Here is a 24,156-nt window from a genome sequence, read left to right as displayed (position 1 = left end):
TATTTCTCCCGCGACCGCTGGACATTGTGTACCAATGGCGCCGAGAAGACGTCGATCGACGCTCCGTTCAAAATCGTTCGAAAAGGGAGAAAACAATGCGTGAAGCCGTCATCGTTTCCTATGCACGCACGGGCCTCGCGAAATCCGGCCGCGGCGGGTTCAACATCACCCCGCCGATGTCGCTCGCGGCCCACGCCATCCACCACGCGGTCGACCGCGCCGGCGTCGAGAAGGACTATGTCGAGGATTGCTATCTCGGCAATTGCGCCCATGGCGCGCCGAACATCGGCCGCCAGGCCGCGCTGCTGGCGGGAATGCCGAAATCGACCGGGGGCGTCTCGGTGAACCGGTTCTGCTCGTCCGGTCTCCAGACCATCGCGATGGCCGCCAACTCGATCCGCTCGGACGGTTCCGATTGCATCGTCGCCGGCGGCGTCGAGAGCATCTCGATGCCGGGCGGCGGCACGCCGAAGGAATCGATCGATCCCGAACTGCTCAAGACGGCGCCGGCGATCTTCATGGCGATGATCGACACCGCCGACATCGTCGCCGAGCGCTACAATCTCAGCCGTGAATATCAGGACGAATATTCGCTGGAGTCGCAGCGCCGCATGGCCGCCGCGCAGCAGGCGGGCAAGTTCAAGGACGAGATCGTCCCGATGAAGACCAAGATGAAAGTGGTCGACAAGGCGACCAAGGCGGAGTCGATCGTCGATTACGTCGTCGACCGCGACGAGTGCAACCGACCCGAGACCACGCTGGAAGGTCTCGCCAAGCTCGAGCCCGTCAGGGGTCCCGGCAAGTTCGTCACGGCGGGCAACGCCAGCCAGCTGTCGGACGGCGCCGCGGCCGTCGTGCTGATGGAAGCCAAGGACGCGGAGAAGCGCGGCCTCAATCCCATGGGCCGCTTCGTCGCCTGGGCGGCCGCGGGTTGCGAACCGGACGAGATGGGCATCGGGCCGATCTTTGCCGTGCCGAAGCTGTTGAAGCGTCATGGTCTGAAGATCGACGACATCGATCTGTGGGAGCTCAACGAAGCCTTCGCCAGCCAGTGTCTCTATTCGCGCGACAAGCTCGGCATCGATCCCGCCAAGTACAACGTCAACGGCGGCTCGATCGCGATCGGCCATCCCTTCGGCATGACCGGCGCGCGTCTCACCGGCCACATCCTCCAGGAAGGCAAGCGCCGCAAGGCCAAGTGGGGCGTCGTGACGATGTGCATCGGCGGCGGCCAGGGCGGCGCGGGATTGTTCGAAATCTACAGCTGAGACGATAGCCTCATTGAATGCGAAGGGCACGGCGCCGCAAACGCCGTGCCCTTTTTGTTTGGGTGATTTGGGCTTGCGAGCTCTCTCAACGCGGGTCGTCCTGGCCTTCGCCGGGACGACGATGTGGTGAAGGCTTACGCCTTCGCCAGCGCCGGTGCGAACACCACCTCGATCAGCGAGCCGGAGTTCGCCGCGCTCTTGATGTTGAACCGGGCGCGGTTGGCTTCGACCAGGGCCTTGGTCAGCGACAGGCTCAGCGCCGAATTGTCCTCGGCGTCGCCGGGCGGCGGCGTCCGGAACGGCTCCATCGCGGCGGCGACTTCGCGCTCGCTGAGGCCGTGGCCGGTGTCGCGGATGCGAAGTGCGACCTCGCCGCGGTCGGTGAGCGCGGTGGAGACGATGACCTGGCCGCCGGCGCTGGCGAGCCGGATCGAGTTCGAGATCAGGTTCATGGTGATCTGCCGCATCGCGCGCGCATCCGCGCTCACCTGCGGCAGGGCATGGCCGAGCGAGGTGCGGATGATGATGCGCTCGCGATTGGCCTGCGGCTGCATCACCACCACGCAGGCCTCGACGAGATCGTTGAGGTTGAGGTTGGCGAAGTTGAGGTCGAGCTTGCCGGTCTCGATCCGCGACAGCTCGAGCAGATCGTCGATGATGGCGATGACGCGCTCGCCGGAGGCGCGGATGTCCTTCATGTACTCGCCGTAGCGCTCGTTGCCGAGCGTGCCGAAGCGCTCCGAGATCATCACCTCCGAAAAGCCGATGATGGCGTTGAGCGGCGTGCGGATCTCGTGACTGATCCGCGCCAGCATGTCGGCCTTGGCATTGGCCGCGCCGTCGACCAGGCGTCGCGCCTGCGTCAGCTCGCTCTCGCCCTGCTTGCTCTGCGAGAGGTCGCGGAACACGGCGAAGAAGTTCGGGCCGTCGGGCCGGGTGCGGCCCATGATCATGGCGAGCGGAATGACGCCGCCCTTCTTCTCGCGCCCGAGCACCTCGCGGCCGTGGTCGAGCAGGCTCGCGATGTCCTGGCTCTTGAGGTTTTCCAGATAGTCGATGACGACATGCTGGCTCTCCGGCGCGAACAGCGTCACCAGATTCTGCTGCATCAGCGTCTCGCCGTCATAGCCGAACAGCGCCTCGGCGCTGCGGTTGCAGGCGTGGATGTTGCCTTCGGCGTCGAACATGACGATGCCCTCGGCCGTGGTGTCGAGGATCGCGGCGAGATCTTCCGCGGCCGCCTCGCCGACCTCGGGCTCGGTGGGCAAGATCTCCGGAACAATGGTCTCGGGGACAATGGCCTCAGCGACCACGGTCTCCACGACGACGGGCGCAACGGGCGCTGCTTGCGGCAGCGCGCAGATCAGCGCATGCGCGCTCTCGCCGTCCCAGTCGATCGCGTGCAGATGCGCCTCGGTGGTCGGCAGCGGCGCTTCGCCATTGGCGAGCGTCGCGCTGATCGTGACGGGCGTGCCTGCTTGCGACGTGCTGCTGGCCGCGGACACGCCCGGCTCGACATAGAGCGCATCCAGTCCACCGGCGTGCTCCAGTGCGCTCAGGCTGGCATAGCCCATGCGCGCGAGAAACGCGGGGTTGGCGTAGAGCAGGCGGTCGAGCCGGTAGATCAGGATGCCGGTCGGCAACAGGTCGAGCAGCGCGCGGTCGCGCGTGCTGTGGCCGAGCGCGGGCGGCGCGGGCGCGGTCAGCCATTCGGCCGGCGCGTGCGGCGGTTCAGCCTCAGGCTTGGGCTCCGGCGCCTCAGGCGTGATCTCGGCATCCGCAGGTTCGGCCGATGCCGCGATGGTTTCCTTGTCGCGTTCGAGGCGCTCGGACAATTGCCGGGCGAGCTCGTTGAACGCGCTGTTCTCGACCGGCGTCAGTGTCGGCGATCGCGTGTCGCCGGGCGCGCGGAACGGCAGGACATTGGGAGGCGTTTCCACTGGCGTTTCCGGATCGGTTGGATGTGAATTCGCGTCGGTGATGGGTTCGGGCAGTTCAGCTTCAGGCTCAGGCTCAGGCTCAGGCTCAGGTGGCGGCGGCTCGATCGGCGGAGGCGGCGGCGCCTCTAACACTGGCTCCGGTTCGGGCTCCGGCTCGACCACATCGGCGGGCAGGCTCTGCGGCGCCGCCGGTTCGGCCAACAGCTCAAAACGCCTGAGCGCATCGAGCCGGTTGAGGCCGTCGAGATCGCGGCAGACGCCAAAACCCCTGAAGCCCGCGAAGTTGCGGTCGCCGTCATAAACCGGAAGCCCGGCAAGCTCGACCGGCAGATGCTCGCCGCCGTCGGCCGGCCAGTTCACGGTGATCCCGGCCCAGGTGTCCTTGCTGGCAAGCGCCTGCGCCACGCGGTTGTCAGGGTCGAGCGCGAATGCGTCGGCGATCTCGTGCCAGGGGCGGTCGAAGCCGGCGGCCGTGCGCGGACCGATCAGGTGAATGAATTCGTCGGAGAGCAGCACAAAGCGGCCCTCTGCATCCGCCTTCCAGAGGAAGCGCAGCGGATGCTGACGCGGTGCGGGCGGCTCTTCGTGGCCCGACGGCGGCTCGACCATGTCCGTCACGGTCGGCGCGGCCTGCGGCGACACCATGGCTTCCGCCGAGTTTTCAACCGGAGTCTTCTCTTCAACCGGAGTCTTGTTTTCAACTGGAGGCTTGGGCGCGATCGTCTCGCTTCCTTCCGGCGCATCGACCGGCTCGGCAAAGGCATCGAACAGCGCGATTTCGGATGGCGTCTCGTGCGGCGGCGCTGCTTGCACATGCTCCGGCACGGCGGCGGGAGCAGGGGCAGGCGCCGGCTCAGGCTGAGCGATGTCTTCGCGCACGTCATCAGTCGCAGCCGTCGCCTGCTGCACGGCAGGCTCGATCAGCGCGACCAGGCCGACATCGGCCCCGCTGCCGACCCGCTGCAGCACCATCTGGCCGATGCCGATCGGTGTCTCGGCGCGGCCCTGGCGAAGCGCATCGCTGCGCGCCTGTTCGAGTCCTGCTTCGCCGAGATCGCGGAAGCCGAGCAGGGTGCGGGCCGTTTCGCTGGCGCCGACGAACAGGCCGTCGGGCGCGAACGCCGCCATCGGCGTCCTGGCGCCGTCGACCAGACGAAGCAGGCGCTCGACCAGCGGCATGGAGCGGAGCATCGGATCCATCGCCGTGACGAGCACTGCGCGGCCGCCATCGGCGAACTCAAGCCGGGCACAGGCGCAGGTCATCAGCGTGCCGAGCCGCGCGCCGAAGCCGCGCAGCCGTTCGAGCCGGATGGCCCCGTTCGCAGGCAGCCGGCCGGCCAGCCGGACGATCTGGCGGCGGTGGCTGTCGGCGGGCCCGAAAATCTTCTCCGCGAGCGCCGTGGCATGGGCCGCGCCGAACAGCCTTGCCCCGACCGGATTGGCCCAGAGCACGCGCGTGCCGTCGATCGACCACAGCCAGGCGGGCAGCGGCGAAGTCGCGTGCACGGCCAGCCGGGGATCGCCCACGCCTCGCAACTGGAAATCCGAACTCGTCATCCGACCGGCTTCGCGTCCCGCTTGTGCGCATGGCTGCCGGGAATGGCAGCCTTAAGAAAGGGTTAGTATCGCCCGCAGCCGCGGGCAGGTCCACGTCCCAAGCCTACGGAGCAAGGCCTAAAGCCGCGATAACCTTAATGTCCCCAGGCCCGCAAGGCGTGCCAGCGTTGCATCCGCAGGATTCGCGCGTGGGGGATGGTCAGTCGCATCAAGCCGAGCTCGCGCCCCAACCCCCCTGCGTTCCCTCCCCCCTTGTGGGGGAGGGCTAGGGAGAGGGGTAAGCCCAGCAAAAGGTGTGAGCCGTTGCCTACGGCCCGGAGCGCAACGGAGAGAATCCCCGTGTGGCACCCCCTCCCTGACCCTCCCCCACAAGGGAGGAGGGAACGGAGACAGCGCGGCCAGCGCACTCAATTACCTCAACCACCGGTTCCCCTGCCCGGGAACCTCATCCTCCCCGAGATTAAATTTGCGCAACGCACCCTCAAACCCGTTGCGATGCACAATGTTGACATTTTAGGCAGGCATGGTCTCGGCGCTGGGCGAGCCATCATTCGTTTTGTGTTTCCAGTCTTCGCACCCGTCACCCGGTCGGCCGGCGGGCGCGCCTGAAGGCTCACTCCGTTTTTTCATTCGTGTGAGGGACAAACCATGACAGGTGCGACTGATCCGTTTTCTGCCTCGATCATTCCGTTCGAGGTCCCCGAGCAGATGCGTGCGTTCGCCGAAAAGGGCGTGTCGCAGGCCCGCGAGAACTACGCCAAGTTCAAGGACGCCGCCGAGACCCACAACGGCACCGTCGAGGCCGTGTTCTCGTCCGCCCACAAGGGCGTGAGCGAATACACCGCCAAGCTGATGGAGTTCGCGAAGGCCAACACCAAGGCCCATCTCGACTTCACCCAGGAGCTGTTCAGCGTGAAGGCGCCGCAGGATGCGTTCGCGCTGTGGACCAACCATTCCAAGGCGCAGCTCGAGACCTTCCAGGCCCAGGCCCGGGAGCTCGCCGAGATCGCCCAGCGCGCCGCCACTGCCGCCGCCGAGCCGATCAAGGCCTCCGCCTCGAAGCTCTACCCCGCCGCCTGATCCGGCGCGGCCGTCTGAATTAAGAAACCCGGGCCTAGAGCCCGGGTTTTGCTTTGGAAATAACCTCGTTTGCGGGACGTTTTGAGGGTGTTGCGGCCTTGCCAAAAACGCCCGTTGCACCTAGTTTCCGCCCCGTCCAGCCCCCCTTAGGTACCGGCCCTATCAAGGGCGCCCCTCGGGCGGCTCGCAAGGATGCAGTTGTAGCTCAGTTGGTTAGAGCGCCTGTCTGTGGAACAGGAGGTCGGTGGTTCGAGCCCACCCAACTGTACCAAGCAAACTCAATCAATTGGCTACTAGTAAATCCGATCCGGTCCTGATCAGTAGCGGGCTAGGTATCGAAACAAGCGGCTTTTTGCCCACAAGCTCGATCATGCAGCCCCCGTTCTACCGAGGCAGGTGACGTCTTTGACGCGCACGGCGCGTTCATGCAATTTGTCGGCGATGAAGAAATGCGATTGTGGCGGAGCATCTTTGCGGCTAGCTCGTCCAGTCTTCTTTCTCGATCAGATCGGCAACGCCGCAATGATCGATATTCTGGGCGTCGCACACGTCGGGGATGCGTTCTTTCCCGGGATGCTCCTCCGTTACGACCCACATTTGCGGAGCGGTGCTCGCCGCGAGAGCAATCACGAATGGATCGGCGCCTGACCGGCCCTTCACAGTGTCAACCAACTTGGGATGTGCGGCCATTATCTTCGCGACGATCGCCTGCGTCGGATCGTCGATCTCGACAAACATGCTTTCCTTGCGATCCTTGCACCACGCGAAGAGCTCGTCGTCTTTCTTCTGAAGTTCGTTATAGACCTCGATCGACGACTTAAAGCGGCTTTCGGCAATCAGCTTGTCGAAGCCGTCCCACACAAATCTAAAATTCTTCGGCCGATAAATCCGGTGCCAAGCGTGGATCAGCGCGCTGCTGTCGATGCTATAGACTAAGCTGGCCATGCGACTATCTGAGCCCCGCCGCCTTCGCCAGCTTCGGGATGTGCTTCACCTTTAACCCTAGATAGCCAGAGATCGCACTGAGCGTCATCCGATCTTGCCAGTAGTTGCTCAGAAGCATCCGAACCAACGGCTTGCCGAAGTGGCTCACCGTCTCTTGCGGCATATTCCGCTTGATCTCTGTGGTTTGCTCCCGCTGGCGAGCGCGCTGAGCCTGATACTCGGCGATGTATTGGCCTCGCTTGCGGGCGTAAAATGCTTGCGTGGTGCGATCGAATGTCAATAGCCTGCGCAGGATCGCTTCGCGGCTCACGTTGAACCGCCGCGCCATTTCGCCGATTTGCGCATCTGTCCAAGCTTCCGAGCGGGAGCCTTGTTCTTTTACGCCCGGATAGGCGAGCACAGCGGCCTTTGGCATCAACGCAGCAGCAGCGACCTGATTGCAAAACACTTCGATGGCTTGATCTTCCGGCGGACGCTTCGCGTCGGTCTCAAGATCGGACACGCCGCTAACGTGCAACATCAGATGTGCGAATTCGTGGAGTAAGCTGAAAGTTCGGCGCGTTAGCGTATCCTTCCGATTTACGGAGATCACCGGGGATATATCGTTGAAGATTGCAAAGCCTGAAGCTTCTTCGCTGCCGATGGCCGTCGACTGAAAAACCAGCGTGCCGGTTCCTTCGATCTTACCCCGCCAGGCATTGAAGCCGTTGCGACCGTCAGCGTCTCGCCACTCCTTTTGTAGTTCATCCGTTACGCCGAGTTCCGTACGAATGCGCTGCCCGACGACTTCGGGGTCTTCTTTCAAGTCGGCCTTGAGGCTAAATTTCGGCAGTTCCTCGTCAAGATCGTCTGCCAAATCGAGCGCTAGCTCACGCCGTTCGGCAGCGGCACGAATCTCCAATTGCAAAGCCGGCGAGTAGTGACGCGGCCCTGTACCCGGAAGCCGGCGCAGGTCGCGCATCACGTCAAACTTGGTCGGGGGACTGGGTAGATAGAAGACTGCCAGAGGTCGCTTGAACAGCGTTGCAAGCTTGCGCAATTGGGGGATTGAGGGCGACGCGTCGCTGTCGGGGTTTTCCCAATCCGCGAGTACATCGGTGTTAATCTTGAGTTTGTCGGAGGCTTCAGCGATCGAAAAGCCAGCCGTCTCCCGCGCCCACGTAACGAGGGCTGGAGTGATCAGGGCTTTCACGCGAGTTGCCATTGGTCTGCCTTTGTCAGAGTAGGTAGCTTATAATGGTAAACGACTGACCGACCTAGTGCTGTGTGGCGTACCGCCACAATGAGAATCAACGTTTTAACGGTGCCCAACTCGTAAAGTGCTGCAGCGCTGTGCGACAGCTTCGCACCACCTCGATGTGTCGGGTCACGCTTCCATACGGTCAGGCAAGAAACATCGAATTGGTGCGCTGCCAGGGTAATCCCTTCCTCAAGCGCGAAAGCTAGAACCCAATGTCATCGCCCATCAGGAGATCATCGCCTTGATCTGCGCAGTGTCCGCGAACTCGATCAACTCGACGATCTTGCCGTCCTGAAATCTGAACAGGTCCAGGATCTCGGTGCTGGAAGCCTGCCCGGTCGGACGGTATCGGACGTTCACGCGGGAATGGACGGCGACGCGATCTCCGTCGACCAGCTCAGCCAGGATTTCGCGACCTTCGAAGCCGAAATCAGCAATCAATTTACTGAAGGCCCCATGCAGGGTCGGGTGCCCCTGCATACTCCCTGTCAGTGCGAGCGCGCTCTTGTCGCCCATGAGGGTGAACAGCCCCTCGGGATGAAAAGCTGTCACCAAGCCCTCGGCGTCACCGCCGTCACGTGCCGCGTAAGCGCGTCTGATCACTGCCAGCATCTCTTCACGCTGTCCCATGTCACCCTCCCTGCAGGACGTATCAGGGCAGCCTAACGACCTTTGCGTGTAAACGCAAAACTATCGAGTTGAGGGGGCGAGGCTCAGCACGCCACGAAGCAGGATCGTTCGCTTTCGTTCCCCGATTTCAGGAGAAAACGGCGTCGGGCTACCCCGAACCTTTTCACGACCCTGGGTGTTTGTGTTGCGGCAGGACTGATAACGCTGAGGAGCTGAGACATGAACGGTTATCTATCTGGTCGGACTCGTCGTCGTGATTGGTGTTGTGATCTCGTTCCTGGGCCTGCGCTGATCGGGTATTTGGGAAGTGGTGCGGCGCACTCTCCAGCATTGCGGTGACAGTGCACAAAACTCTCGGCGCGGGGAGTGTCCGCAACGCTGCTCAAAGCCAGCTTTGTCCGCGGTCACCGTAGCTCCCCGGTCCGCAATGCGCTATCGGTAGCTTGCCAAAGACGTTCATGGACAAGCAGGCCGGGCGAAAAAGATCGTGAGTTTCTTCGAGCGTCTCAAGACAGCAGCATCCGTTGAGTGGCGGGCCTACACCGAGCATCCCTTCACGAACGGATTGGCAGACGGTTCGCTTCCCGAAGCGGCGTTTCGTCACTACCTCGTGCAAGACTACCTGTTCCTCATCGAGTTTGCTCGCGCCTACGCGCTCGCGGTCTACAAGTCGCCCAGACTTGCCGACATGCGTGAAGCCGCGGCCGGCCTTTCGGCCATCCTCGATGTCGAGATGAACCTGCATGTGAAGCTCTGTGCCGATTGGGGCCTGTCCCCGACCGACCTTGAACAGGCGCCTCCGGCAGCCGAGATGCTGGCCTATACACGCTACGTACTCGACGCGGGAATGCGCGGCGACCTGCTGGCTCTCAAGGTGGCGCTTGCCCCCTGCGTGATCGGGTACGCGGAGATCGCGACGCGGCTCGCCTCGCTCCCCCTCGCGGGCGCCGCGACGAACGCGTACCGCGTCTGGATCGCCGAGTACGCCGGCGCGCCGTACCAGGAGGTCGCTGCCAAAGCGCGGGCGCATATGGAGCATCTCGCCGATCTCTACGCCACGCCGGCCCGCGAGGCAGAGCTGATTGCGATCTTCAAGGAAGCCACCCGACTCGAGGCAGACTTCTGGGAGATGGCCTGGCGCGAGGGCCAGCGTGTTCATTAGCTCTTTCGGCAGTCAGGATGGGGGCGGGGGCTCAGCACGCCACGACGCAGGATCGGTCGCTTTCGTTCCCCCATTTCAGGAGAAATCGGCGTCGAGCAATGCCGAACCTTTTCACGACCTCGGGTGTTTGTTTCGCGTCAGGACTGACAACGCTGAGGAACTAAGACATGAACGGAATTATCTATCTGGTCGGACTCGTCGTCGTGGTGGGTGTAGTGCTTTCGTTCCTGGGCCTGCGCTGATTTGAAATTGGGAGGTGGTGCGGCGCACTCGCCAAGCCGCCGACCACCTCACTTCGCCACCACCCACACCACCACCGGCAGCGTCACCGCCGCCAGCAACGTCCCCAGCGCCACCGCGCCTGACACCGGATTCACCAGCCGCTGATACTGAACCGCGAAGATATACGCATTCGCGCCGGTCGGCATCGCCGCGAACAGCACGACCACACCCGCCGCGAGTGGCGGCAGGTCGAGCAGATTTGCCAGCACGAAGGCGGCGGCCGGCATCGCCAGCAGCTTCAGCGCGCTCATGGCGAGGATGCCGAGCTTCTCGCCCTTGACCTCGAACCTGAACAGATTGATGCCGAGCGCGATCAGCGCCGCCGGCGAGCCCGCCTGCGCCAACAGTTCGACGGTCCTGTCGACGACGGGATGCAGGCCGAGGCCGGTGAGGCGCCAGAGCAGACCGAAGCCGATCGCCAGCATGATCGGGTTGCGGGAAAGATCCAGCAGCACCGGCACGATCAGCGACGCGGCCGAGGCCGTCTGCTTGCGGTCGACCAGCTCCATCTGCAGCGTGCCGCAGAGCCAGAGCAGTGGCGTGTTCACGGACAAAATCAGCGCCATTGGGCCTGCCGCCTCGTTGCCCAGCGCCGAGAGCGTGAGAGGAATGCCGAGCATCACGATGTTGCCGTAGACCGAGCCGATCGCGAACACGACGCCGTCCTCGCGGTCCTCCCTCCGCTTGCGCAGCAGCGCCGAGAGGATGAGCGCCGCGATCCAGGTGAGCGCGAGCGCGCCGTAATAGGCGCCCCACATCCGCCACGGGCTGACGCCGGAAAATTCAGACACGACGATGGTGCGGAACAGCAGCGCGGGGATCGCGATGCTGAAGGCGAACTCGCTGATGCCCTTGTGCGCGGTCTCGGAGACGAAGCGAAACAGCACCGCGGCATAGCCGGCCGCGATCAGCGCGAACACCGGCGCAACGATCAGCACGGTGGCCATGCGCCGCTACGATCCCATCTCGATGATCCGGCGCGCCATGCGCACATTCGCATAGTCGATCATCTTGCCGTCAAGGGTCACCGCGCCCTGGCCCTGCGCCTCGGCCTGCTCCATGGCCGCGACGACCCGGCGCGCGTGCGCGAGCTCGGTGTCGGACGGGACGAACGCCCGCAACGTCGGTTCGATCTGGTCGGGATGGATCACCTGCTTGCCGTCGAAACCCATCGCCGCCGCCTTGAGCGCGCTGCTTTCAGTCAGTCTGCCATCCCGGAACGCGCCGCACGGACCGTCGATGGCGCGCAGGCCGAACGCGCGCGCGGCCACCAGCAGGCGCATCATCGGATAGGCGAACAGATCGAGCGGCGCGGAGGCATAGCTGCTCTGGGCGGAGCCCACATGCCGGTAGCCGTCCGGCGATGCGCCGATTTCCGAGGAGCGCGCGCCGATCGAGGCGGCGAAATCGCCGACACCGAGATGAAGGGCGGCGACGCTGTCGTGCGCGGCGGCAAGCGTGTCGACATTGACGAGACCCAGCGCGGTCTCGATCAGCAGTTCGAGCGCCACAGGAGAAGAGCGACGGGGCGCGGCCGCGCGCAGCTGATCGGCGATGGCGGCGATGTCGCTCGGGCGCTCCGCCTTCGGCACGATCACCGAATCCAGCCTGGGCAGCGCAGCGAGCTTGCGGATTTCCTGCGCGATGAAGGGGCTGTCGACGGCGTTGAGCCTGACCGCGACGACCTTGTGGCCCCAATCCAGCGAGGACAACGCTTGCGCGGCTTCCTCCAGCGCCGCGCTCTTCTCGGACGGCGGCACCGCGTCCTCGAGATCCATGAACACCGCATCCGCCGCCGAGGCAGCCGCCTTGGCGACGAGACGGGAGCGATGCGCGGGAACGGCCAGATAGACCCGCGTCGGCCGCTGAGGCGCCATCGTCATGTCTCCTTTGCGAGACCGAGCTCGCTGAGGATGGATTGGTTGTGCTGCCCGACGTCAGGCACCGGATCCATCCGGGGCGACAGCCCTGGAATGGTGAGAGCCGGCAGGAAGCTCATCACCGGGCCGCAACGAGTGCCCACCGTTTGCACCCGGTCGCGGGCGCGGAGCTGCTCGTGCTCCAGGAAGGCCTCGACCGAATTGAGATGCGCGTTGGCGATCGAGGCCTCGTCGAGCAGCCGCAGCACCTCGTCACTGGTCATCGCTGCAAAACGCTGCTCGATATGGACCTGCAGATCGTCCCTGTTCTGCATGCGCAGCGGGTTGGTGCGGAAGCGGGGATGGTCGGCAAAGGCCGCGTCGCCAAGCACAATGGCGCACAGCGATCGCCATTCCCGGTCGTTCTGGATGCCGAAGAAGATCGTGTTGCCGTCGCCGACCCGGAACGGGCCATACGGCGCTATCGTTGCATGCTTGGCCCCGGTTCGCGGCAGCGGCCGGCCCGTACTCTGCGTGTAGAAGGCGGGATAGCTCATCCAGTCCGTGATGGAATCGAACAGCGAGGCCTGGAAGGCGGTGCCCTTGCCGGTGCGCTCGCGGCGATACAGCGCCATCAGCACGCCGTTGAGGATGTACATGCCGGTGGCGATATCGACCACCGAAAGTCCGACCTTGGCGGGCTCCGCCTCGGTGCCGTTGATGGCGAGGACGCCGGCCTCGCACTGCACCAGGAGATCGTACGCCTTCTTGTTGCTGTAGGGTCCGCCGGCACCATAGCCCGACACGTCGCAGGCGATGATCCGGGGAAACTTCCGCAGCAATGATGCGGCATCGAGACCCAGCCGCTCCGCCGCGCCGGGCGCCAGGTTCTGGATGAAGACGTCGGCCTGCGGCAGCAAGGCGTCGAGCACCTTCTGGCCTTCAGGACTCTTGATGTCGATAGCGAGGCTCTCCTTCGACCTGTTGGTCCAGACGAACTGGCTCGACATCCCGTTCATCACGCGATCGTAGTCGCGGCAGAAATCGCCATCGCCCGGCCGCTCGATCTTGATGACGCGCGCACCCCAGTCCGCAAGATGCCGGCTGGCAAGAGGAGCCGCGATCGCCTGCTCGAGCGAGACCACCGTCACGCCCGACAGCGGCAGCTCCGCCTCATGTCGCTCCATGCAATCGTCTCCGCTCCCGCTCACGCTTTTGTCCAGCGCAGGAGACAAGCCGACCACCCCACGCACGTTCTGTGATGATGGCATCATGCGCCTGTTTTGCCCGACGAGTCAAATCCAATTTCGTAAAATCCGCAAAACGCGATTCACAAAGTTCAATCGGTACATGGACTTGGCTACTGTGCATGGGGTTGTTTTCGCGGTTTTTGTTTTAGGGGGCCCTGTTGCCGAGACCGCACACGTCGCGGCTTTCGCATCTCGCCTCGGTTGCCAACGAACCGCCGTTCACCCACTATCCGCTCCGACTCGACATTTGGGGGGATCGATGCCGCGCTTTAAGAAATCTTTGGCTGCTGCGATCACGGGGATCGCCCTGGCCGTCCTGATCCACCCGGGTGAAGGCTTTGCCTACTCCCAGGAGGAGCAGCAGGCCTGCACGCCCGATGCGATGCGGCTGTGCGGCGAGTTCGTACCGAACGTCGACGCCATCACCGCCTGCATGATCCAGAAGAAGTCGCAGCTCTCGCCGCAGTGCCGGGTGTTCTTCCGCCCGGGGCCGGAGCCGGGCATGGCGGCCGCGCCCCGCGCCGGCAAGCCGACCAGCATCGCGCCCAAAACCTCGAAGAAGAGCACGAAGACGGCCAAGAAGAAGAAATCCAGCGAAGGCTGACCGCGGGCACCGCGTTCCCTTTCTGAAACTCGATCATGCCCGGGCCACAGCGCGCAGTGCGTTTGAAGTCCCGGGCATTTGCGTGTCCGGTCCCCTCGTTCGCTGTCCCCTTGAGTCAAACTGACCCGGGCATCAGCCCCACGCCAGCCACCGGACTCGTTTTGTTCGCCTCCGGATGCGGACGCTTGCGACCAGGCGGGATGGAAACGGCTAGCGGAATGGTTTGCGCGGCGAGGTTGCATTCCATTTTTTCCCGCCGGACTGCTCAATAAATGCACGATTGCCGCCGTGAAGCCGTCGTCGCACGCAGCAGTGTGACTCAAAAGCCAACGCGCTTTGTTATTTCATGGCGCCGACATAACTTATGATAAATTTTTCTTTCCCGAATCACCGCGGTGATTCATTTTCGCCGCCTGGGGTCAATCTGGAGGCAGAGGTATGAACGTTATTGTTTTTGCATCGCGTAAAGGTGGCTCAGGCAAGAGTACGCTGGCCGCGCATCTCGCCGCGCAGATCAAGGCGACCAAGCCGATCCTGCTCGTCGATGCGGATCCGCAGGGCTCGCTCACGCTGTGGCACAAGCTGCGCGGCACGAACGAGCCGCCGATCAAGTCCGCGGTGAACTCGGTCAGCGGCATCGTCTCCGCTGCCAAGCGCGACGGTTATGAATGGGTGTTGATCGACACGCCGCCGAACCTGTCGGCCGTCGTCGACGACGCCATCCGCAATGCCACCATGGTGGTGATTCCCGCCCGTCCCGGCGTCTTCGACGTCAACGCGGTGCAGGAAACCATCCAGATGTGCCGTGCGGCGCGCAAGCCCTACGCGGTCGTGCTCAACGGTGCGCCGGCGCGCCGCGACGAGTCCGAAAGCCCGATCGTCACCATCGCCCGCGAGGCGCTGGCGAAATTCCGTGCTCCGGTGTGGGGCGGCCAGATCACCAACCGTTCGGATCTGCTGATGGCGCTGAGCCACGGCGAGGGCGCGCGGGAATATCAGGCCGAGAGCCGCGCGGCGCAGGAAATCGCAAGGCTGTGGGCGGCGATCGAGCGTTCGGTAAAGGCTATTCGCGGCACGGCGTCGGCTTCCGGCGCAATGCACAAGCAGGCGGCATAATTTTTCATAAATCATTCCCCGGACGAAAAACGCGCGGACATCCGCGCGTTTTGCGTTTTTGGGCGAGCACTATGAAAGTTATGCCACCATCAGCATGTAGAACACGATCACCGGCGACAAAGTGAGGATCACCGACCAGATGCCGGCGGCCCAGAGAATGTCCTCGGTGGTGAAGCCCTGCTCTCCAGCGTCGTAATGCGACGCCATTTCGTTATGATGATTCACAAACGCCCCCGCGATTTCTTCGCTTATGGGCATGAACGCTACACGGGATATTTTAAAAATCCGGGTCGCAGTTTAACGCGCTTTCGAACACAGGTGCTACCACGGGTTAACCATCCGGACCTGCGCTGGCATCACGCCAGCCAGACTCGAAACACCAGCACCGGCATCAGGCCGAGCATCACCGCCCAGAAGCCGAACGACGACACCACCAGAATTCCCCGCATGAAATCGGCCGACGCGAACATCTCTGCCGCCGTCGGGCGGATGCGTTGCCCCATGATCATTCCCCCATTTGAAAAGACTTTGAATGAAGACGATAGGCGCGATTGCGTAAACGAGCCGTGGATGCACCATGCGGCAGCAGCGAAGGCCGTTGGGGCGCGGTTAACCACGGCGGTTTTTTCCCTCCCCCCTTGCGGGGGAGGGTGGCTCGCCGCGATAGCGGCGAGACGGGTGAGGGGTCGTCTCCGCGACTGCATCTGCTGCAGTGAGCGCGCGGAGAGAAACCCCTCATCCGGCGCTTCGCGCCACCTTCTCCCGCAAGGGGAGAAGGGGAACGGCGTGCGGAGTGACAAAGCTACGCTGCGACTTGCATCCGCCGTTCGATCTCGCGATCGATCTGGACTGCGAGTTCGCTGCCGACCTCGACCATCGGCAGGCGCACTTCGGGGCTGTCGATCAGGCCCGTGCGCCACAGCCAGTACTTCGCCGGGGCGGGACTGGGCTCGGTGAACAACAGGCGCGTCAGGTCCGCGACCTCCTGCCAGCGCGCCAGCGCTGCATCGTGGTTGCCGCGCTTCAGCTCGGCATGGACAGCCGCAAACGTCGCGGTCTCGAGATGGGCTGACAGCACGATGCCGCCGTCGGCGCCGTCGCTGAGCGCCTCGAAATAATTCGCATCCTCGCCGGTCAGCACGCGAAAGTCCGCAGGGCGGTCGCGCAGCAGCGCGATGGATTGCTCGCGGCTCGCGCCGCAATCCTTCAGGCCGATGATGTTCGGATGCCCGGCAAGCCGCAGCAGCGTCTGGTTGGTGATGTTGACCGAGGTGCGATACGGAATGTTGTAGAGCGCGAGCGGCCAGGCGGCGTGATCGGCGAGCGCCTCGAAATGCGCCAAGAGCCCGCGCTGCGACGGCCGCACATAATACGGGCTCGCGATCAGATAACCGTCGATCGGCCAGTCCGCGGTTTCGTCGAGACGCTCCTTCAGCCGCGAGGTGTCCGCGCCTGAAAGTCCGAGGCAGATCGGAAGCTTGCTGTGGCCGGCGGTCAGTTCGTCGCGCACGATGGCGACGAGGCGTTCGAGCTCGGCGTCGCGCAGCGTCATGCCCTCACCGGAGGTCGCCCCCAGGATGAAGCCGTCGACGGCCTGTCCGCTGTAATGCCGTGTCAGCCGGCGCAGCGACCTCTCGTCGAGAGCGCCGTCGCGAAACGGCGTCACCAGCGGCAGCCAGAGCCCGTGCAAATGTTCCTGTAGTCCGGTCATGTTCCATCTCCTTCTCGGGAAAAATCCTGAGACGGGGGCACATGAAAAAACCCCGTCCAGGCGGCGGGGTTTTCGAAGTTTCGGCTCGCGATGACGAAGGCTGTTAGCGCGCGCAAAAATCCGAGGTCCCCAGATGGGGGCCTTTTTTCGAGGCGATTGCCTGCGACGAGATTGCGCACGACTTCGTGATCATTTGCAAATGATGCGGGGTAAGCATGGAACTGTCAATACACGTGGAGGGCGAAGGCCGAATCCGCCAAAAAAAAGCCGGGCTCGATCGAGCCCGGCTTAAGGTATTGGCCACGTGAGGCCGACACAATCACCTTCCAAGAGGGATTACTGAACTCCCGCGCCACTGGAGGAGGGGGACAAATGCGCAACGCGAAGGCTCAGCGTAGAAACATTATGGGCTAGCCTCGCGCCCTGCATCAAGCGTCCGAGCCGCATGTCTGACATGCGGAAATCAGGACGGCCAGCGCTGCGCTTTGCTCACCACGAAGTCGCGGAACACTTGCACGCGCGCGACCGTCTTCAGCTCTTCGGGATAAACAAAATACGTATCGAGCTGGATCGAATCCGATTCGCCGAACAGCTGCACGAGGCGGCTCTGTTCTTCGATCAGATAGTCCGGCAGCGCGGCGATGCCGAGGCCCTGCTGACAGGCGCGGACGAGGCCGAGAATGTTGTTGACCCTGAAATAGGCTTCGCGCGGACCCGAGCCGTTGCGCCCCGCTTCGACCAGCCAGTTGCGGTTCTGAAGATGCGGCGCGAAGTTGCCGTCGGAGAGCGTGATGATGCGGTGGGAGTCGAGCTCCTCCAGCGTGCGCGGCGTCCCGAAGCGCTTGATGTAATCAGGCGAGCAATAAGCGTGGAAGCCCATCGCGAACAGCTTGCGCTGGATGAGATCCGGCTGCGTCGGCTTGCGGGTGCGGATCGCGACGTCGGCCTCGCGCATCGAGAGATCAAGCTCCTCGTCGGTGACGATCAGCGAGATCCGGATCTCCGGATAGAGCGCGGTGAATTCCCCGAGTCGCGGGATCAGCCAGTTGATGCCGACGCCGGGTGTGGTGGTGATCTTGAGATCGCCGCTCGGCCGCTCGCGGCTGTCGGTCAGTTTCGCGCGCGCCGCCTGCAGCTGCATGAACACGTCATGCGCGGTGCGGAACAGGAGGTCGCCCTGCTCGGTGAGGATCAGGCCGCGGGCGTGGCGGTGGAACAGCGAGACCGAGAGCTCCTGCTCCAGCGCCGAGACCTGGCGTGACACCGCCGATTGCGACAGGCCGAGCTGCTCGCCCGCGTGCGTGAAGCTGCCAGCTTCCGCCGCCGCGTGAAACACCTTCAGCTTGTCCCAGTCCATATCCGTAAATCCGTCGCGTGTGCGTGCCATGATGTCTATTCCGCTGCCGCGCGCTCGCTGGCGCGCAGGGCCAAAAATCGTTCCGCCTCGAGCGCTGCCATGCAGCCGAGGCCGGCCGCCGTGACCGCTTGACGATATGTCTCGTCGGCCACGTCGCCGGCGGCGAACAGGCCGGGGATCGAGGTGGCGGTCGAGTTCGGGGCGACCTCGACATAGCCCGACGGTTTCAGCTTGATCTGCCCGGCCACGAGCTCGGTCGCCGGGGCATGCCCGATGGCGACAAAGACGCCGTCGGTCGGCACGTCGGTCAACGCGCCGGTCTTGACGTTCTTCAGTCGCACATGGGTGACCTTGTTCGGATTCTCGGTGCCGCAGATTTCGTCGACGGCCGAGTCCCAGACCACCTTGATCTTCGGGTGCTTGAACAGACGCTCCTGCAGGATGCGTTCGGCGCGGAAGTGATCGCGACGATGCACGATGGTGACCTGCGAGGCATGGTTGGTGAGGTACAGGGCTTCCTCGACCGCGGTGTTGCCGCCGCCGACCACAACGACGTCCTTGTTGCGGTAGAAGAAGCCGTCACAGGTGGCACAGGCCGAGACGCCGCCGCCCTGGAATTTCGCTTCGGACGGCAGCCCGAGCCAGCGCGCCTGGGCGCCGGTGGCGAGGATGACGGTGTCGGCGAGATAGACGTCGCCGCTGTCGCAGGTCAGGCGAAAGGGTCGCTGCGAGGTGTCGAGCTTCGTCACCAGATCGGTCTTGATCTGGGTGCCCACATGCAGTGCCTGCTTCTCCATCTGCTCCATCAGCCAGGGGCCCTGGATCACGTCGGCAAAGCCGGGATAGTTCTCGACGTCGGTGGTGATGGTGAGCTGGCCGCCTGCCTGGATGCCCTGGATCAGGATCGGCTCGAGCATCGCGCGCGCGGCGTAGATCGCCGCCGTGTAGCCGGCGGGGCCGGAGCCGATGATGACGACCTTTGCATGGACAGCGGCGGACATTTCGACGGATGCCTTTCACGGGGGATTGCAGCGCGGGCGCGGAACGTGCCGGGAGGCCTCGCGGAGGCGCTGAAATATCAGAGGTAATCTAAGCCTTCTGGTGAGCTATGCAAGAATTGCATTCCCTGTCGGCGGATTTTTCCAACAAGGAACAAAAGTCGATTGCGCTGCACGCGCAATAAAATTGCGCCAGTCGTGCGGTCTGGGCTATGAGGATTGCGACAGACCCACCAATACCGCCGCAAATGCCAGGAGTTCCAATCACGTGTCGCGGAACCTAGACGAGATCGACCTGAAAATTCTCACCGAGATTCAGGCCGACGGTCGAATCACGAATGTCGAGCTGGCCAAGCGCGTCGGCATTTCGCCGCCGCCCTGCCTGCGCCGAGTCCGGGCGCTGGAGGAGGAGGGTTATATCCACGGCTATCGCGGGCTTCTGGACGCGCGCAAGCTCGGCTTCGACGTTACGGTGTTTGCCGCAGTGCATCTCTCCAGCCAGGCCGAGGCGGATTTGCGCGCCTTCGAGGAGTTCGTCCGCGCCGAGCCGCTGGTGCGCGAGTGCTGGATGCTGTCGGGCGAAGTCGATTTCATCCTGAAATGCGTCGCACCCGACATGGCGACCTTCCAGGATTTCGTCACCCATTTGACCGCCGCCCCACACGTCCGCAACGTGCGGACCTCGCTGGTGCTGCACAATTCGAAATACGAGGCGGCCGTGCCGCTGGACGTGAGGGGACGAAGGTAGCGCCTCCTCCGTCATTGCGAGCGGAGCGAAGCAATCCAGGCGGTCTCCGCGGAAGGATTCTAGATTGCATCGCTTCGCTCGCAATGACGCGGGGGGAGGATCATCCCACCTCATTGCCAGCAACACACACATAAAAAAGGCCGCGCGGTGCACGGCCTTTTTCAAATCACACGCGACGGCAAATCGCTACCGCCACTCCACCTTGGTGATCTCATAAGCCTTGGCGCCGCCGGGTGCGTTGACCTCGACGGTTGAACCCTTCTTCTTGCCGATCAGCGCGCGCGCGAGCGGCGAGGTGATGGAGATGCGGCCCTTCTTGGCGTCGGCCTCGACCTCGCCGACGATCTGCCACACCGTCTTCTTTTCGGTGTCCTCGTCGACCAGTGTCACGGTGGCGCCGAACTTGATGGTGTCGCCGGACAGCTTCGAGATGTCGATGATGTCGGCGCGCGCCAGCTTGTCCTCGAGCTCGGCGATGCGGCCTTCATTGTGGGACTGCTCTTCCTTCGCGGCGTGGTATTCCGCGTTTTCCGACAGGTCTCCGTGCGAGCGCGCCTCGGCGATATGCTCGATGATCCGCGGACGGTCCTCCGACTGGCGCTTCTTCAGTTCTTCCCCGAGCGCCGCAAAGCCGCCCGCTGTCATCGGTACCTTTTCCATCTCTTCTCTCGTCCTTCGGTCGCGCGCGCCCTGACATGTCAGCGCGCACGCAACTTGATTCGTCAGTCTGTCCGGGGGCTCAACGCGCGTGCCGCCGAACGTTCATATGGGCTTGGCACCGGAACAGAACAACCATATGGCCGGACAGTTCCTCCGGCCATAGTGGCTTAATCGCCAATCACTTAGCGGAAGGTGGGGCCTTCCGCTCGCGATCAGGTTTCCGAAAAGTAGCTCTGCAGGGTCCGAACCTCAAGGTCCCCGCCCAGATAGGCGCGGATGCCCTGCGCGGCCGCCACGGCCCCGGAAAGAGTGGTGTAATACGGCACTTTATGCAAGAGGGCCGCGCGCCGCAGCGAACGGCTGTCGGCGAGCGCCTGCGGGCCTTCGGTGGTGTTGAAGACGAGCTGGACGTCACCATTGGTGATGGCGTCGACGATGTGCGGCCGCCCCTCCAGCACCTTGTTCACCTTCTCGGTCGGGATGCCCTGGTCGGTCAGGAAGCGGGCCGTGCCCGACGTCGCCAGCACCTTGAAGCCGAGCGAATGCAGCTCGCGAACGGCCTCGGTGATGCGCGTCTTGTCGCTCTCGCGGACCGAGACGAACACCGTGCCCTTGCGCGGCACCCGCGTGCCGCCGCCGAGCTGGCTCTTGGCGAACGCCACCGCGAAGGAGCGGTCGATGCCCATGACCTCGCCGGTCGAGCGCATTTCGGGGCCGAGCACGGTATCGACCCCGGGGAAGCGGGCGAACGGAAACACCGATTCCTTCACGCCGACATGATCGAGGTTCGCCTTCTTCAGCTTGAAATCGGCAAGCTTCTCGCCGGCCATGACGCGCGCCGCGATCTTCGCGACAGGCGTGCCGACCACCTTGGCGACAAAGGGCACCGTGCGCGAGGCGCGCGGATTGACTTCGAGCACGTAGATCTCGCCGTCCTTGATGGCGTATTGCACATTCATCAGGCCGACGACGTCGAGGCCGAGCGCCAGCTCGCGGGTCTGCCGCTCCAGCTCCTCGATCATCTTGTCGTCCAGCGAGTGCGGCGGCAGCGAGCAGGCGCTGTCGCCGGAGTGGATGCCGGCTTCCTCGATGTGCTCCATGATGCCGACGATGAAAGTGTCCTTGCCGTCGCAGAGGCAGTCGACGTCGATCTCGGTCGCATCGGACAGATAGCGGTCGAACAGCAGCGGGTTCTTGCCGAGCACGGTGTTGATCTGGCCGGTCTTGTCGTTCGGGTAGCGCGCCTTGACGTCCCCCGGCACCAGCTCCGGCAGCGTGCCGAGCAGGTAATCGCTGAGCTGGTTTTCCTCGCGGATGATTTGCATCGCGCGGCCGCCGAGCACGTAGGACGGGCGCACCACCAGCGGCAGGCCGAGATCGGTTGCGACCAGGCGCGCTTGCTCGACCGAATAGGCGATGCCGTTCTTGGGCTGCTTCAGCCGCAGCTTGTCGAGCACCCGCTTGAAGCGATCGCGGTCTTCCGCAAGGTCGATGGCGTCGGGCGAGGTGCCGAGGATCGGCACTTCGGCGGCTTCCAGCGCCCGCGCGAGCTTGAGGGGGGTCTGGCCGCCGAACTGCACGATCACGCCGTGCAGCGTGCCGTTCGTGCGTTCCTTCGCGATGATCTCCAGCACGTCCTCGGCGGTGAGCGGCTCGAAATAGAGCCGGTCCGCAGTGTCGTAGTCGGTCGACACCGTCTCCGGGTTGCAGTTGACCATGATGGATTCGTAGCCGGCGTCGTGCAGCGCGAAGCAGGCGTGACAGCAGCAATAGTCGAATTCGATGCCCTGGCCGATGCGGTTCGGTCCGCCGCCGAGGATGATGACCTTCTTCTTGTCGGACGGCGAGCTCTCGTCCGCGGGCGTGCCCGCGAACGGCGCCTCATAGGTCGAGTACATGTAGGCGGTGGGCGAAGCGAACTCGGCCGCGCAGGTATCGATGCGTTTGTAGACCGGGCGAACGCCGAGCGCGTGGCGCTTCGCCGTAACCTCCGCCTCCGTCGTCTCCGCGATCACCGCGAGCCGGGCATCGGAGAAGCCCATGGCCTTGAGCGTGCGCATGCCGAAGGCGTTGCCCGGCAGGCCGTTCTTGCGGACCTTCGCTTCCATGTCCACGATGCCGCGCATCTCGCTGAGGAACCACGGATCGATCTTGCAGGAATTGAAGATCTCCTCGTCCGACCAGCCGAGCCGCATCGCCTGCGCGACCTGGAGCAGCCGGTTCGGCGTCGGCGTGCCGAGCGCAGCGCGGATCGCATTCTTGTCGTCGTCGCGGCCGAGACCTTCGATCTCGATCTCGTCGAGGCCGGTGAGGCCGGTCTCGAGCCCGCGCAATGCCTTCTGAAGGCTTTCCTGGAAGGTGCGGCCGATCGCCATGACTTCGCCGACCGACTTCATCGACGTGGTCAGCGTGGTGGAGGCGCCGGGGAATTTCTCGAAGGCGAAACGCGGCACCTTGGTGACGACGTAGTCGATCGTCGGCTCGAACGAAGCCGGCGTGGCGCCGCCGGTGATGTCGTTGGCGATTTCGTCGAGCGTGTAGCCGACCGCAAGTTTGGCAGCGACCTTTGCGATCGGAAAGCCGGTGGCTTTCGAAGCCAGGGCGGAAGAGCGCGACACGCGCGGATTCATCTCGATGACGACCATGCGGCCGTCTTCGGGGTTGACGCCGAACTGCACGTTGGAGCCGCCGGTCTCGACGCCGATCTCGCGCAGCACCGCCAGCGAGGCGTCGCGCATGATCTGGTATTCCTTGTCGGTCAGCGTCAGCGCCGGCGCCACGGTAATGGAGTCGCCGGTGTGTACGCCCATCGGATCGAGGTTCTCGATCGAGCAGACGATGATGCAATTGTCGTTCTTGTCGCGCACCACCTCCATCTCGTACTCTTTCCAGCCGAGCACGGATTCTTCGATCAGCACTTCGTTGGTGGGAGACGCATCCAGGCCGCGCTCGATGATGTCGAGGAACTCTTCCTTGTTGTAGGCAATGCCGCCGCCGGTGCCGCCCATGGTGAAGGAGGGGCGGATGATCGCGGGCAGGCCGATCTCGGACAGCGCCATCAGCGCCTGGCCGAGCGCATATTCTTGATAGCGCTTGCGGCGGTCGCTCTCGCCGAGCGTCCACTGCCGCTCGAGCTCTGCGAGCTCCGCGCCCGACGCCTTTGCGCGTTCGGCCTGGTACTTGTCGCGGAAGGCCTTCTTCAGGGCGGAGGCGTTGGCGAGCCGCGACTTCGGCGTCTCGAGCCCGATCTTGGTCATGGCCTCGCGGAACAACTGGCGGTCTTCGGCCTTGTCGATCGCGTCCGCGGTGGCGCCGATCATTTCGACGTCGAACTTTTCGAGCGTGCCTTGCTGGCGCAGCGACAGCGCGCAGTTCAGCGCGGTCTGTCCGCCCATGGTCGGCAGCAGCGCGAAGCCGCCCGGAATGACGTGACGTTCCTTCTCGATGATCTTTGCGACGATCTCGGGCGTGATCGGCTCGATATAGGTGGCATCGGCCAATTCCGGGTCGGTCATGATGGTGGCCGGATTGGAATTGACGAGGACGATGCGATAGCCCTCTTCCTTCAGCGTCTTCACCGCCTGGGTGCCCGAATAGTCGAACTCGCAGGCCTGGCCGATCACGATGGGACCGGCGCCGATGATCAGGATGGTGGTGATGTCTGTACGTTTGGGCATCAACTCTCGCCGAAGTGGAATTTGGGCACAAAAAAAGGGCGCGCCTGCTGCGCGTCCCTTTGGCCGAGAGCG

General features: G+C 63.8%; 20 protein-coding genes and 1 tRNA gene. 7 read left to right on the top strand and 14 right to left on the bottom strand.

Features of this window, described 5'->3' with window-relative positions:
- Positions 1–95: 95 nt before the first annotated feature.
- Entirely contained in the window at positions 96–1,268 is a 1,173-nt protein-coding gene (locus AC0L2F_RS00635) for a thiolase family protein (protein ID WP_007596708.1), read from the top strand.
- Between the two features lie 134 nt (positions 1,269–1,402).
- On the opposite strand, the gene AC0L2F_RS00630 is transcribed toward AC0L2F_RS00635, so the two are convergent.
- A complete protein-coding gene (locus AC0L2F_RS00630; RefSeq protein WP_473247156.1) occupies positions 1,403–4,765 on the bottom strand; it encodes a PAS domain-containing sensor histidine kinase in 3,363 nt (1,120 codons plus the stop codon).
- A gap of 648 nt (positions 4,766–5,413) precedes the next feature.
- Here AC0L2F_RS00630 and AC0L2F_RS00625 point away from each other — a divergent pair.
- Positions 5,414–5,845, top strand: coding sequence for a phasin (locus AC0L2F_RS00625; protein WP_473247155.1), 432 nt, complete (start codon positions 5,414–5,416; stop codon positions 5,843–5,845).
- A 194-nt stretch (positions 5,846–6,039) separates the two neighbouring features.
- Positions 6,040–6,116: transfer RNA gene (locus AC0L2F_RS00620), tRNA-His, on the top strand.
- A gap of 206 nt (positions 6,117–6,322) precedes the next feature.
- Here AC0L2F_RS00620 and AC0L2F_RS00615 read toward each other — a convergent pair.
- The 3 genes from AC0L2F_RS00615 to AC0L2F_RS00605 form a co-directional block, all read right to left on the bottom strand.
- The gene (locus tag AC0L2F_RS00615) at positions 6,323–6,790 is read right to left on the bottom strand and encodes a DUF4411 family protein (protein ID WP_473247154.1); all 468 of its coding nucleotides are present in this window, start codon (positions 6,788–6,790) and stop codon (positions 6,323–6,325) included.
- A 4-nt stretch (positions 6,791–6,794) separates the two neighbouring features.
- Entirely contained in the window at positions 6,795–7,982 is a 1,188-nt protein-coding gene (locus AC0L2F_RS00610; RefSeq protein ID WP_473247153.1) for an ImmA/IrrE family metallo-endopeptidase, read from the bottom strand.
- Positions 7,983–8,255: 273 nt separating this feature from the next.
- A complete protein-coding gene (locus AC0L2F_RS00605) occupies positions 8,256–8,660 on the bottom strand; it encodes a nuclear transport factor 2 family protein (protein WP_473247152.1) in 405 nt (134 codons plus the stop codon).
- Positions 8,661–9,147: 487 nt separating this feature from the next.
- On the opposite strand from AC0L2F_RS00605, the gene tenA reads away from it, so the two are divergent.
- Positions 9,148–9,822, top strand: coding sequence for a thiaminase II (gene tenA / locus AC0L2F_RS00600; protein WP_473247151.1), 675 nt, complete (start codon positions 9,148–9,150; stop codon positions 9,820–9,822).
- Between the two features lie 290 nt (positions 9,823–10,112).
- Here the strand turns inward: tenA and AC0L2F_RS00595 are convergent, their stop codons facing one another.
- From AC0L2F_RS00595 to AC0L2F_RS00585, 3 genes are read right to left on the bottom strand one after another with little or no spacing between them, the layout of a single operon-like run.
- A complete protein-coding gene (locus AC0L2F_RS00595; RefSeq protein ID WP_473247150.1) occupies positions 10,113–11,051 on the bottom strand; it encodes an AEC family transporter in 939 nt (312 codons plus the stop codon).
- 6 nt (positions 11,052–11,057) lie between these two features.
- Positions 11,058–11,987: an HpcH/HpaI aldolase/citrate lyase family protein gene (locus AC0L2F_RS00590; RefSeq protein ID WP_473247149.1), complete on the bottom strand. Its 930-nt coding sequence runs from the start codon at positions 11,985–11,987 to the stop codon at positions 11,058–11,060.
- Positions 11,984–13,150 (bottom strand): CaiB/BaiF CoA transferase family protein, encoded by a 1,167-nt coding sequence (locus AC0L2F_RS00585; protein WP_473247148.1) that lies wholly within the window; start codon positions 13,148–13,150, stop codon positions 11,984–11,986. Before AC0L2F_RS00585 ends, AC0L2F_RS00590 begins: the two co-directional genes overlap by 4 nt.
- A gap of 322 nt (positions 13,151–13,472) precedes the next feature.
- Here AC0L2F_RS00585 and AC0L2F_RS00580 point away from each other — a divergent pair, with 322 nt between their 5' ends.
- Both AC0L2F_RS00580 and AC0L2F_RS00575 read left to right on the top strand, forming a co-directional pair.
- Positions 13,473–13,817 (top strand): hypothetical protein, encoded by a 345-nt coding sequence (locus AC0L2F_RS00580; protein ID WP_063993891.1) that lies wholly within the window; start codon positions 13,473–13,475, stop codon positions 13,815–13,817.
- A gap of 438 nt (positions 13,818–14,255) precedes the next feature.
- A complete protein-coding gene (locus AC0L2F_RS00575) occupies positions 14,256–14,933 on the top strand; it encodes a ParA family protein (protein ID WP_007596685.1) in 678 nt (225 codons plus the stop codon).
- A gap of 78 nt (positions 14,934–15,011) precedes the next feature.
- On the opposite strand, the gene AC0L2F_RS00570 is transcribed toward AC0L2F_RS00575, so the two are convergent.
- The 5 genes from AC0L2F_RS00570 to trxB all read right to left on the bottom strand — a co-directional run bounded on the left by AC0L2F_RS00570 (position 15,012) and on the right by trxB (position 19,002).
- Positions 15,012–15,191: a hypothetical protein gene (locus tag AC0L2F_RS00570; protein WP_007614707.1), complete on the bottom strand. Its 180-nt coding sequence runs from the start codon at positions 15,189–15,191 to the stop codon at positions 15,012–15,014.
- A gap of 98 nt (positions 15,192–15,289) precedes the next feature.
- On the bottom strand, positions 15,290–15,436 hold the full coding sequence (locus AC0L2F_RS00565) for a hypothetical protein (protein WP_007614705.1): 147 nt from the start codon (positions 15,434–15,436) through the stop codon (positions 15,290–15,292).
- Between the two features lie 299 nt (positions 15,437–15,735).
- A complete protein-coding gene (locus tag AC0L2F_RS00560; RefSeq protein ID WP_473247147.1) occupies positions 15,736–16,644 on the bottom strand; it encodes a 4-hydroxy-tetrahydrodipicolinate synthase family protein in 909 nt (302 codons plus the stop codon).
- A gap of 463 nt (positions 16,645–17,107) precedes the next feature.
- On the bottom strand, positions 17,108–18,031 hold the full coding sequence (locus AC0L2F_RS00555) for a LysR family transcriptional regulator (RefSeq protein WP_007614700.1): 924 nt from the start codon (positions 18,029–18,031) through the stop codon (positions 17,108–17,110).
- Positions 18,032–18,036: 5 nt separating this feature from the next.
- The gene (gene trxB / locus AC0L2F_RS00550; protein WP_473247146.1) at positions 18,037–19,002 is read right to left on the bottom strand and encodes a thioredoxin-disulfide reductase; all 966 of its coding nucleotides are present in this window, start codon (positions 19,000–19,002) and stop codon (positions 18,037–18,039) included.
- A gap of 265 nt (positions 19,003–19,267) precedes the next feature.
- Between trxB and AC0L2F_RS00545 the strand changes: the two genes are divergently transcribed.
- A complete protein-coding gene (locus AC0L2F_RS00545) occupies positions 19,268–19,747 on the top strand; it encodes an Lrp/AsnC family transcriptional regulator (protein WP_007596676.1) in 480 nt (159 codons plus the stop codon).
- A 186-nt stretch (positions 19,748–19,933) separates the two neighbouring features.
- Here AC0L2F_RS00545 and greA read toward each other — a convergent pair whose 3' ends face one another.
- Both greA and carB read right to left on the bottom strand, forming a co-directional pair.
- Positions 19,934–20,407 carry a transcription elongation factor GreA gene (gene greA / locus AC0L2F_RS00540; protein ID WP_007596674.1) on the bottom strand — a complete coding sequence of 158 codons (474 nt, stop codon included), beginning with the start codon at positions 20,405–20,407 and terminating at the stop codon, positions 19,934–19,936.
- A gap of 212 nt (positions 20,408–20,619) precedes the next feature.
- Entirely contained in the window at positions 20,620–24,084 is a 3,465-nt protein-coding gene (gene carB, locus AC0L2F_RS00535) for a carbamoyl-phosphate synthase large subunit (RefSeq protein ID WP_473247145.1), read from the bottom strand.
- Between the last annotated feature and the right edge of the window lie 72 nt (positions 24,085–24,156).

The sequence above is a fragment of the Bradyrhizobium sp. Ken64 genome (assembly GCF_055807555.1).
The sequence above is the reverse complement of the archived record's forward strand: the minus strand, read 5'-3'. Positions and strand labels throughout refer to the sequence as shown.